The sequence below is a fragment of the Acinetobacter lwoffii genome, from assembly GCF_052078135.1.
Taxonomy (GTDB): domain Bacteria; phylum Pseudomonadota; class Gammaproteobacteria; order Pseudomonadales; family Moraxellaceae; genus Acinetobacter; species Acinetobacter lwoffii_Z.
The window spans coordinates 39,186-50,267 of the sequence record NZ_JBQGUZ010000023.1 but is presented as its reverse complement, the minus strand read 5'-3'; the positions used below and the strand labels follow the sequence as shown (position 1 = coordinate 50,267).

Here is an 11,082-nt window from a genome sequence, read left to right as displayed (position 1 = left end):
GGTGCATTCTAGAGGATTTCAGAATCATTGCAACCCCCAATTCACTATATTTTTCACGTATGTCTTTTTTTTCTACAAAAATTACTAAAAAATCGCTTTTTTATCTAATTTTTAAGCGTTTTTATGCAATAAACCCACTAAACACTTCATTTTATTTTTATAACTGAAAATTCATTTAGACCTAAAAACTATCACAATAATATTTAAAACAGTATTTTTAGCCTTTTGACATTCAAATCTTGTCTTTTATTTAAATTAGCTCGTCAAAAGAAAACCAAAATTCCCCTACCTTGCCCAACAAACCGATCTAAATCCTAGACTCCTCAATTGATGAGTTATTTTTGACGTAAAAAGCTTTTATAAAAGCCTATTCTTAGGCTGCTATATAAAAAAAGTATTCATTTTTAGTTTTCGAATCCCAAAACCATGCTTAGATCACTTATATATAGAAGATAAAGTCTGTTATTTTGCATTAAGCGACTTTTTCCTGTTGTTGCTGTCTAAGCCAGTGCTGCATAACTTCTACAATCATGTCTTTCTTGCCCTGATAATCCTCGGCAATAAAGAATAATTTCGCGCGTCGCGGTAACTGCTCTTCAATCAGGGAAAATAAAAAGTAATGCGCGGCCAGATCAAGCTGCATAAATAAAGTATAGACAGATCCATAGAGTTGCTGTTTTTGTTCGACCGGCTGGTATTCAAATAAGAACCGTAATATGCAATCGATCTGTTCATCAAAAATATCTTCTGTTGGAAAGCGATACATTCAATCACCTCTGCTTTAATTTTTTATGTTTTGCACTTTTCTTTTGGAGTCAATTGAAATGAACTCACCCTTAGAGGTCATTCACCTAAGTTCGATTTGCTGATTAATTTTAAGTTTAGTTGTTCAACAAGAAGAGTAGGCATGCAGATTTATATTTTGATTACGCAATCAGAATAAATAAAAAAGGAAGAGATCTCTCCCAAAATCTCCTCCTTAGAATTGAATCTTTACCCGATCCATTATGTCATTATTATAGTTATTCGCTTTAAAGCTTTTAAAAAGAGCCTCTTGGAAAAGAGACTTCTCAGTTGTGGAGTACTATTATTTTTACTACCCTCTAGATGCTCTAAACGAATTCTCTAGATGAATAAATCCTATACATAATAAAGATGAAAAGCAAGTGATTTGGGAAAAATTAACTCTTGTTTTCATAGGGTTTTTTTTGACTTTACTTATTTGATTTTTAAATATAGAACATCAACAAAAAAAGCAGACCGAAGCCTGCTTTTATTTCAATAACTTATCCGTTTTTTAGTCAATAAAAGTGACTTTAGCGATTGCTTTTTTACTGGCCTGAACAATCAAAGTTACGTTCTCTTTCACAGAATAGGTCGTATCTACAGTCTGCCAATCCACTTTCACTGCACCACGGCCTAATGCATCCTTAGCCTGGGCTGCATTTTTGGTTAAGCCGGCTTCACGTAAAATCGAGGTAATAAAGATTTCCCCACCAAACTCGCCACGTGAAATAGTTACTTCTGGCGTACCTTCGGGTAATTCACCTTCAGTAATGATATTGCCCGCGCCTTTATGCGCATTGGCAGCCGCCTCTGCACCATGGAAACGCTCAACCAGCTCCAGTGCAAGAATCTTTTTGACTTCTTGCGGGTTACGGCCTTCTGCCACTTCTTTTAATAGTTGCTGAATTTCTTCAATGGTTTTGAAGCTCAGCAGATCAAAATAACGCTCAATCAATGCATCCGGCATTGAGAGCACTTTCTGGTACATCGCGCCCGGTGCATCAAATACACCAATATAGTTACCCAAAGATTTAGACATCTTGTTGACGCCATCTAAACCTTCAAGGATTGGCACTGTGATACAGACTTGAGCTTCTTGGTTATAGCGACCTTGTAAGGTACGACCCATCAACAAGTTAAAGGTTTGGTCTGTACCACCCAATTCAACATCTGCTTCCAACGCAACAGAGTCATAGCCTTGTACCAATGGGTACAAAAATTCATGAATCGCGATCGGTTGTTGATTGTTATAACGCTTGGTGAAGTCATCACGCTCAAGCATACGTGCAACCGTTTGCTGTGATGCCAATTGAATTAAATCAGCCGCAGTTTTTTGTGCAAACCACTCCGAGTTAAACACCACTTTGGTTTTGTTTGGATCAAGAATTTTAAATACTTGTTCTTGATATGTTTTAGCGTTCTCTAAAACCTGTTCACGTGACAATGGCGGACGTGTAGCACTTTTTCCGGTTGGGTCACCGATCATCGCCGTGTAATCACCGATCAGAAACAACACTTCATGACCCAAGTCTTGGAATACTTTTAACTTATTAATGAGAACCGTGTGGCCCAAGTGCAAATCAGGTGCAGTCGGGTCAAAACCCGCTTTAATTTTTAATGGACGATTCAATTTTAATTTCTTGAGAAGGTCTTCTTCAGAAATAATTTCGTGGGTGCCTCGTTGAATGAGGGCAAGTTGTTCTTCAGCCGGCAGGAAATTTGACATCACAAAATCCAATACATCAGTTACTCAATTTGTGCGATATACTAACACTTTTTCAGCATATTGCAGGCTTAAGAATAACCATGACAGCGATCTATATTGGGGTAATGACCGGCACGAGCATGGATGGTGTCGATATTGTTGCTGCTTCTTTTGATCCACTCCAGCTTCATGCCACACTCACTTTGGCATTTGATCCTGACCTTCGGCATGAGCTGATGGCACTGACTTTGCCGGATGACAATGAAATTGACCGGATGGGCAAGGCTGATGTTGCACTGGCACAAATGATTGGTCATGGTATTAATGCGCTGATTGAAAAAAACAACCTAGATAAATCCAGAATTAAGGCGATTGGCTCGCATGGCCAGACTATCCGGCATCGTCCTGAACATGGTTTTACCCTGCAAATTGGTGATCCGAACATCATTACTGAAATTACCCAGATTCCGGTGATTTCAGATTTTCGTCGTCGTGATCTGGCGGCAGGTGGTCAGGGAGCGCCTTTAGTTCCGGCATTTCATCAGGATATTTTCCAGCATGACAGCATTCACCGGGTCATTTTAAATCTGGGTGGTATTGCCAATGTCAGCCTGCTGCCTGCCGGCAAGCCTGAAGAGGTGTATGGTTTTGATACCGGACCGGCTAATATCTTGATGGATGCTTGGTGTTCCCGTTATACCGGCCAGCCTTTTGATGAAAATGGTAACTGGGCAGCCTATGGCACCCCGATTCGCAGTTTGCTTGATCGCTTGCAGTCACACGAATTCTTCTCCAAAGAACCTCCGAAAAGTACTGGTCGTGAAGATTTCAACCTGGAATGGCTGGATGAACAGATTGCTGACTGGCGCAATGACCTGCAATACGATGAACTGGAAGACACTCCGGAAAATGTACAGGCGACTTTATTAAAGCTCACCACCCGTGCCATTAAAAAAGCCATTTACCGCTCTGGCATGGATACCGGACAGGTTTTTGTTTGCGGGGGCGGTGCCTATAACTCACATTTACTCGAGCAACTGCGCTGGCGCCTACGCAAGCATGAATGGAGCGTACAAACTACGGCCGATCTTGGTTTAAGCCCGACTTGGGTTGAAGCCACGGCCTTTGCCTGGCTGGCCATGCGTTTTATGAATCAGCTGAATGGTAACCTGCCAGCAGTCACTGGTGCTGCTGGATATCGCATCCTCGGTACCATTACTGCTGTTTAAATTCAGCTAATTACTATTAGCTTGCATGACTATATAGCTACTCAAAAACAGTCATCAAAAAAGGTCTGCATAAATGCAGACCTTTTTTGATTTTAAATTTTATGCTCAAGAATTTATTGCATCATGCGTTTGGCATTTTCATTTCTAAAGGCCCGCAGAATCTGCTGACCAGCACGACCTGTTGGACTCAAGCCCAAACGCTGCTGTTCCTGACGAATCGCTTGACGGGTTTTATCTCCAATCAGACCATCCACCGCACCAATATCATAGCCACGGTTTAACAGAAATTGCTGGATCTCACGACGTTCTGCACGCGAAGTTCCCGGATCATCAGTAGGCCATGTGGCCATAAATGAACCTTTACCTTGCAGGCGATCGGATAAATGTGCAATCGCCAAGGCATAACTTTCTGCCGCGTTATAGCTATAAATGGCATCAAAATTTTTAAATACCAAAAATACTGGGCCACTCGGGCCTGCAGGTGCAAGTAATCCTGCTTGAGAGGATTGTGATAAATTTCCTTGAATTAATGCCGAACCATCGGCACGTACCACCCCTTGATTGTTCCAACTACTCAAGGATTTTTTATTTCTTCGACCTTCACCGGAAACCGACATGCCTTGAGGGATCTTGACTTCAAAACCCCAAGGCTGTCCGCTCTGCCAGCCACGCTTGCTTAAAAAGTTGGCAGTTGATGCGAGTGCATCCGGAATGCTCGAAACTAGATCACGTCGGCCATCACCATCAAAATCAACTGCAAGCTCATCATAAGTCGATGGCATAAACTGGGTATGACCAAATGCGCCTGCCCAGGAACCCTTTAATTGTTCTTCACGCACATCGCCACGCTGTAAGAGTTTCATAGTGGTAAAAAACTCACCACGGAAATAACTCTGGCGACGACCTTCACAGCTCAAAGTTCCTAAAGCCTGTAATAAAGGATATTTCCCCGAAATATCACCAAAATTACTTTCGACACCCCATACCGCAACTACCGTTTCTGCAGGTATACCATAGGTGGCAGCAACACGATTGAGCACCTCACGATGTTGCTGTAATTTTTGCCGGCCGAGCTGAACCCGTTCTTCATCCACCAAACCAGACAGATAATCCCAAATTGGGGTAGAAAATTCAGGCTGGTAATTCAGGCGTTCAATCACTGAATAATCAGGACTTAAGTTTTGGGTATAACGATCATAGGTACTGCCGCTTACACCTCTAGCAACAGCTTGACTGCGCAAATTGGCGAGACAGTTTTGAAAATTATTTTGGGAGGCATAATTCGGGATATTTGAACTAGAGGTCAAATCAGTCGGCGTGACACGTTGACCATTAATAATAAGTTCAGCCTGTGCCTGTGAAGCAGCCAAGACCACAGAACCAATAAAAAGTGCAAGCCGTTGCATAAGACCCTTGAGTATTTAGATTTTGAATTATGTTTCTACCTTAGCAGCTCATGATGAAAATTAAAGCGCCAATGCGTAAATTTAAATTCATAATTCCTACACTTTTAAATTCATTTTGTAATCTTTAAATTTAAACATGAGTTATCCACAAGCCTGATTTAAATTCAAATCAGCGGGATTTTTAAATTCAAATTCAAAACACTTGCAATCAGTTTTGAATTTAAAAATTACTGGGGATAACTTGTTTCAGGAAAAGCGAGTCACGATCATCAACATGCTCTAATTACACTAGTTTTCATTTTAAATTCATTTGAATAATGGGCTAATATTTTTAAATTCAGAAACTTTGAATTCATTTATCCAGTTTTAAATTTGAATTCATATTTTTGAATTTAAAAGCGCAAGTTTAAATTCAAAGCCCGATTTAAATTTGAATTTGTTTTTATGAATTTAAATTCAAAACCACTTTCCAGTTTTAAATTCAAACTTTGATTTCAGGCTTATCTACAAGTGAATATGGCAAAATTCAGCTGTAAAAAAGGTTTTATTGAATTGTTATATTTATACTCAATTGATCAGTTTGTAAGCAATTGATTTAAAAACTGATCTGACCAATGGCAGGCATTTTTAAAGAGGCGCAATCATGCCTGAAAGCAGACAAATAAAAAAGCGATCACCGAAGTGATCGCTTTTTTTATCAGCAAGTTAAAGCCTAGATGGTCATATCTTCGCTCAATGCCAATGGATTCGGTAAAATTTTCGCCAGTTGGCGGCAAAGCACAGACAATTGCGCGCTGTCATTTGGCATCAAGGTGATGTGACCAATCTTACGGCCTTCGCGCTCTGACTTGTTGTAGAGATGCAAATGCGCACCTTCCAGAGCAAGTACATCTGCAGATTTTGGATGCTGACCAATGATGTTCACCAAGACAGTTGGACGGATCACTTCAGTTGAACCTAAAGGCAAACCAGCCACCGCACGTACATGATTCTCAAATTGCGAACATACGGCGCCTTCAATCGACCAGTGCCCCGAGTTGTGCACGCGTGGTGCCATCTCGTTGGCATATAAGCCTTTGTGTGTCACAAACAGCTCAAGGGTTAGGACACCGACATAGTTCAAGTGATTCAGCAGACGAGTGATGTAATCTTGCGCCACAGGTTGCAAATCTGCGCTGTTCGGTGCAGGCACAATCGAGTGCGACAGAATGCCGTTATGATGATGATTTTCAGCCAATGGCCAGGTTTTGACATCACCATCTTGGCCGCGTACTGCAATAATTGATACTTCACGTGAGAAGGTGACAAAGCTTTCTGCAATCAGCTCACCTGCAGGGCCCAATTCTGCCCAGGCCTGATCCATCTGATCGGTCGAACGTAAAACGAATTGGCCTTTACCATCATAACCGCCACGCGAGGTTTTCAGTACGATCGGCAAGCCCAGTTCAGCTACAGCAGCCTCTAAGCTTTCCAGTGAAGTGACCGCTTTGTACGGTGCAACCGGAATAGCCAGTTCATCAAACAAGGCTTTTTCAGACAGACGATGCTGGGCAATCGCCAAAGCCTGACGCGGCGGATGCAGTTGCTTGCTTTGCGTCAGTACATCAACATCTGTAAGTGGCGTATTTTCAAACTCAAGGCTAAATACATCTGCACTATTAATAAAGTCTTGCAGACCATTTTCAGCCTGGCTCGAAATCACCGGACCCAAAGCAGCAGAAGGACAGTCTGTGCTGGCTTCAAAAAATGTACATTGAATATTTAATGGAAGTGCCGCTTGCGCCATCATACGACCCAGCTGACCGCCACCAAAAATACCGATGGTTTTATCCATAATCTGTGTCTCGACTTAAGCTTGGCCTGGAATATTGTTACTTGCCACTTTATCTGTTTGCGCTGCACGGAAATCTGCAACATTTTTTGCGATTTCTGGACGGGTCAAACCCAGAATTTGCGCGGCCATAATGGCAGCATTGGTGGCACCGGCAGGACCGATGGCCAAGGTACCCACCGCAATACCGGCTGGCATTTGCACAATAGACAGCAATGAATCAACACCGTTTAAAATCGAAGATTTCACCGGTACACCCAAAACTGGAAGATCAGTTTTCGCTGCACACATACCCGGTAAATGCGCTGCGCCACCTGCACCGGCAATAATTACATGAATACCACGATCACGCGCTTGCTCGGCATATTCAAACAGGCGGTCTGGGGTACGGTGTGCAGAAACAACTTCGGCTTCAAATGGGACACCAAGCTGCTTGAGCATATTGGCAGTGTGTTCGAGAGTTGCCCAATCTGATTGAGAACCCATGATAATACCTACGAGAGGAGTATCTTGTGCAGCAGCCGCATTCATTGCAAATTTTCCAGAGATTAAAGTGAGAAAAGATAAATCTCGACGAGAGAGCCAAGCTTGAATAGGAGTGCGTATTATAGACTGAAAATTCAGCTTCATAAAATTTAACGGTCAAAGCAAGGCTCGATTTTTCTTGTTTTTTTATCGAATTTTCAAAAACTGGAATAAAAATAGGGTAGTAGTCACACTTGCAGCCATTCAGGAACTGCGGAATACAAAATAGACACATCCACATAGACATAAAGCAGCCCAGAGATAATCCAGTTTAAAGGGCTGTTTAAACATAAAAATCATAAAAGGAACAAAGACTAGTAAGGTCACGACTTCCTGGGTGATTTTCATTTGACCGACTGCCAGGCCTTGCTGCGCCAGTAATTTGGTCGCTGGAATCATCAGACTATATTCAAACAGGGCAATGGCCCAGCTGAACAAAATCGCTTGCCAGAGCGGTGCATCATGCGGCAAAAATTTTAAATGCCCATACCAGGCCAGGGTCATAAAACAGTTGGCAATTACCAGAAGAAATAAAGCCGGCAGCATTTGCATGCACTCTGCAAAAAAGTCGAACTTATTTTACGGTTTATTTGGCGAAAAGATATTGCATCGCTTTGAAATTTTCTTTGAATTTATCCGTGAAACAGGATTTAAAAAATCCCACAACAAGGCCAGAATTTTCACTATCTTTTCAGCTAAAGCCTTGCTATCGTTGCTTGCAAATTGAATAAATCATGACAACAGCACCAATATAAAGTGATGGGTCAGACAGGAACGGAGTAAAGTAGATGCATCTGCATATTTTGGGTATTTGTGGCACCTTTATGGGCTCGTTAGCGCTACTTGCACGCGATCTGGGCCACCAGGTAACAGGTTCAGACCTGAATGTGTATCCACCCATGTCGACCCAACTTGAAAATGCGGGCATCACTTTAATGCAGGGTTATGACCGCAGTCATTTACAGCCTCATCCGGATCTGGTGATCGTCGGCAATGCCATGAAGCGTGGTATTGATGCAGTCGAATATATGCTGAATGCAGGTCTGCCTTATATTTCAGGTCCGCAGTTCCTGGCTGATCATGTTCTGCAAGGTAAACACGTGCTGGGTGTCGCCGGAACACATGGTAAAACCACGACCACCACGATGCTGGCTTGGGTACTGGATCAAGCCGGTCTGGAGCCAGGTTTTCTGATTGGCGGTGTGCCATTGGGCTTTTCGGAAAGTGCGCGTCTCGGTGGTGGGAAATATTTCTGTGTCGAAGCCGATGAATACGATTCTGCTTTCTTCGACAAGCGTTCCAAGTTCGTGCATTACCATCCAAAAACAGCAATTTTAAATAACCTGGAATTTGACCATGCCGATATCTTTGATGATTTGGCGGCAATTCAAAAGCAGTTCCATCATTTAGTTCGTACCATTCCAAGTGAAGGCCGGATTATCGCGCCGATTACTGAGAGCAATATTGATGAAGTGCTGGAGCAGGGCTGCTGGACGCCTATAGTGCGCACCAGTCTGGATGCCAACGAAAAATCTGAACTTTATGCAGAACAGTTATCAGCAGATGGTTCACATTTCAAAGTCCTGCAACACGGCGTTGTCAAAGGTGAAGTACAATGGAATATGACCGGACAGCATTCTGTGGCCAATGCACTCGCCACCATTGCCGCTGCCGAGCACATTGGCGTATCGATCGAAACTGCCTGTGAAGCACTGTCCAATTTTGGCGGGGTGAAACGCCGTATGGAACTATTAGGCACTGTTCGTGGTATCGAGGTTTATGATGACTTCGCCCATCATCCGACAGCGATTGATACGACCTTAGAAGGTGCGCGCAAACGTCTGGGTGAACGCAAACTCTGGGCAATTATTGAACCGCGCTCCAATACCATGCGCATGGGTAGTCATAAAGATGGCTTGGCTCATTCAGCACGTCTGGCCGATGAAGTGATCTGGTATCAACCGGAAGGATTGGACTGGGATCTGCAACCGGTCATTGAGGCTGCGCCAAACAAGGCCAAAGTTGCACGTACACTGGATGACATCATTCAGACCGTGGTGGCAGAAGCAGGTGAGGGCGATGCCGTAGTAATTATGTCGAATGGCGGTTTTGGTGGTTTGCATCAGAAGCTGATCACTGTTTTACAAGCATAAAACAGATTTAAGTGAAGTGAAGAAGCCCGCCTAGCGGGCTTTTTTTAGCATATTAAAACCTTGCTTCGGCAAAAGTGAACAGTTGTTCTGATCCTGCAATCCTATGATTTAAACATTGACCCAAAAAGCAGATTTATTTCTGAACCCTCCCTGATGATCTTTTGTTGCAATCTGTACACAAGACTCATTGCAGCGCCATATCACTCAAGGCACAATCGAGAAGAACACAGGTATCTATAGGCCTGAAAGCCAGATCATAAATCAGCCCATCGCTGTCACTATATAAAAGCAATCGAGGCGTTCATTATTCTCGCTGAGTCAGGTCATTCTCATTCCTCATTCCATTAGGAGATGTGTCATGACAACGATGAAAGCGATGGTCTATTACGGCGCAAATGATATCCGCTTTGAAGACCCGCCCGGTTCCCACCATTTTGCATCCCGGCGATGCCATCATTAAACTCGAAAAAGTTACCATCTGTGGTACCGACTTAGGTATCTGGAAAGGTAAAAACCCCGAAATTGAGCAGGAGGCCACACGTAAAGAGGGCAGCTTTAAGGGGCGTATTTTAGGTCACGAAGGTATTGGCATTGTGGAAGAAGTCGGTTCCGCCGTGCAGAATTTCAAAAAGGGTGACCGGGTGATTATTTCCTGTGTCAGCCGCTGCGGAACCTGTGAAAACTGCCAGAAACAGCTATATGCGCATTGCCGCAATGAAGGCGGCTGGATCATGGGTTATATGATTGACGGTACCCATGCCGAATATGTACGCAGGCCCTTTGCCGACACCTCACTCTATCATTTACCCGAAGGCCTGAATCAAGATGTGGCCGTATTCCTTTCAGATATCCTGCCAACTTCACATGAAATTGGCGTGCAATATGGCGATGTCAAACCAGGCGACAATATTGCGATTGTCGGGGCAGGGCCAATCGGCATGAGCTGTCTGCTCACTGCCCAGTTCTATTCACCTGCCAATATTATTATGGTGGATATGGATGATAACCGGCTGGAATTTGCCAAGACTGTCGGTGCGACGCATACCATCAACTCTGCCAAAGAAGATGCCATTCAAAAGATTCTAGAGATTACCGGTGGACGCGGGGTTGACTGTGCCATTGAAGCAGTGGGGGTGGAGCCTACCTGGAATATTTGCCAGCATGTCGTGAAGGAGGGCGGGCATATTGCCAACGTCGGCGTACATGGTAAACCGGTGAGTTTTGAACTGAACAAACTCTGGATTAAAAACCTGACCATCACCACCGGCCTGGTGAATGCCAATACCACAGGGATGTTGCTGAAAACCTGCTGTTCCGGCAAATTGCCCCTAGAAAAACTGGCGACCCATCATTTTAAATTTTCCGATTTTGAAAAAGCCTATGATGTCTTTAAACATGCCTCTGATGAAAAGGCCTTAAAAGTCATGATTGACATGACCTAATCCAC

Annotated in this window: 9 protein-coding genes; 3 read left to right on the top strand and 6 right to left on the bottom strand. The window is 43.4% G+C overall.

Annotated elements, in window-relative coordinates:
* Positions 1-472: 472 nt before the first annotated feature.
* Entirely contained in the window at positions 473-766 is a 294-nt protein-coding gene (locus ACTL4S_RS13595; protein ID WP_005104912.1) for a hypothetical protein, read from the bottom strand.
* Positions 767-1,297: 531 nt separating this feature from the next.
* The gene (gene tyrS, locus ACTL4S_RS13590; RefSeq protein WP_005245575.1) at positions 1,298-2,512 is read right to left on the bottom strand and encodes a tyrosine--tRNA ligase; all 1,215 of its coding nucleotides are present in this window, start codon (positions 2,510-2,512) and stop codon (positions 1,298-1,300) included.
* An 80-nt stretch (positions 2,513-2,592) separates the two neighbouring features.
* On the opposite strand from tyrS, the gene ACTL4S_RS13585 reads away from it, so the two are divergent.
* Positions 2,593-3,720, top strand: coding sequence for an anhydro-N-acetylmuramic acid kinase (locus ACTL4S_RS13585; RefSeq protein ID WP_441299524.1), 1,128 nt, complete (start codon positions 2,593-2,595; stop codon positions 3,718-3,720).
* A 113-nt stretch (positions 3,721-3,833) separates the two neighbouring features.
* On the opposite strand, the gene ACTL4S_RS13580 is transcribed toward ACTL4S_RS13585, so the two are convergent.
* The 4 genes from ACTL4S_RS13580 to ACTL4S_RS13565 all read right to left on the bottom strand — a co-directional run bounded on the left by ACTL4S_RS13580 (position 3,834) and on the right by ACTL4S_RS13565 (position 8,028).
* Positions 3,834-5,126, bottom strand: a complete 1,293-nt coding sequence (locus tag ACTL4S_RS13580; protein ID WP_005094875.1) for a lytic murein transglycosylase — start codon at positions 5,124-5,126, stop codon at positions 3,834-3,836.
* A 712-nt stretch (positions 5,127-5,838) separates the two neighbouring features.
* Positions 5,839-6,960, bottom strand: a complete 1,122-nt coding sequence (locus ACTL4S_RS13575; RefSeq protein WP_441299523.1) for a 5-(carboxyamino)imidazole ribonucleotide synthase — start codon at positions 6,958-6,960, stop codon at positions 5,839-5,841.
* A 15-nt stretch (positions 6,961-6,975) separates the two neighbouring features.
* Positions 6,976-7,488, bottom strand: coding sequence for a 5-(carboxyamino)imidazole ribonucleotide mutase (gene purE, locus ACTL4S_RS13570; RefSeq protein ID WP_005094870.1), 513 nt, complete (start codon positions 7,486-7,488; stop codon positions 6,976-6,978).
* Positions 7,489-7,686: 198 nt separating this feature from the next.
* Entirely contained in the window at positions 7,687-8,028 is a 342-nt protein-coding gene (locus tag ACTL4S_RS13565; RefSeq protein ID WP_004647146.1) for a DMT family protein, read from the bottom strand.
* Positions 8,029-8,270: 242 nt separating this feature from the next.
* Here ACTL4S_RS13565 and mpl point away from each other — a divergent pair, with 242 nt between their 5' ends.
* Together mpl and ACTL4S_RS13555 are read left to right on the top strand one after the other, a co-directional pair.
* Positions 8,271-9,635: a UDP-N-acetylmuramate:L-alanyl-gamma-D-glutamyl-meso-diaminopimelate ligase gene (gene mpl / locus ACTL4S_RS13560; RefSeq protein ID WP_441299522.1), complete on the top strand. Its 1,365-nt coding sequence runs from the start codon at positions 8,271-8,273 to the stop codon at positions 9,633-9,635.
* A gap of 407 nt (positions 9,636-10,042) precedes the next feature.
* Positions 10,043-11,077 carry a zinc-dependent alcohol dehydrogenase family protein gene (locus ACTL4S_RS13555; RefSeq protein ID WP_441299521.1) on the top strand — a complete coding sequence of 345 codons (1,035 nt, stop codon included), beginning with the start codon at positions 10,043-10,045 and terminating at the stop codon, positions 11,075-11,077.
* Positions 11,078-11,082: the final 5 nt, after the last annotated feature.

Excerpts from the sequence above, each read along its gene's own strand:
- purE (WP_005094870.1), bottom strand. The coding sequence starts at position 7,488 with ATGAATGCGGCTGCTGCACAAGATACTCCTCTCGTAGGTATTATCATG.
- tyrS (WP_005245575.1), bottom strand. The coding sequence starts at position 2,512 with ATGTCAAATTTCCTGCCGGCTGAAGAACAACTTGCCCTCATTCAACGA.
- ACTL4S_RS13585 (WP_441299524.1), top strand. The coding sequence starts at position 2,593 with ATGACAGCGATCTATATTGGGGTAATGACCGGCACGAGCATGGATGGT.
- ACTL4S_RS13595 (WP_005104912.1), bottom strand. The coding sequence starts at position 766 with ATGTATCGCTTTCCAACAGAAGATATTTTTGATGAACAGATCGATTGC.
- ACTL4S_RS13565 (WP_004647146.1), bottom strand. The coding sequence starts at position 8,028 with ATGCTGCCGGCTTTATTTCTTCTGGTAATTGCCAACTGTTTTATGACC.
- ACTL4S_RS13575 (WP_441299523.1), bottom strand. The coding sequence starts at position 6,960 with ATGGATAAAACCATCGGTATTTTTGGTGGCGGTCAGCTGGGTCGTATG.
- mpl (WP_441299522.1), top strand. The coding sequence starts at position 8,271 with ATGCATCTGCATATTTTGGGTATTTGTGGCACCTTTATGGGCTCGTTA.
- ACTL4S_RS13580 (WP_005094875.1), bottom strand. The coding sequence starts at position 5,126 with ATGCAACGGCTTGCACTTTTTATTGGTTCTGTGGTCTTGGCTGCTTCA.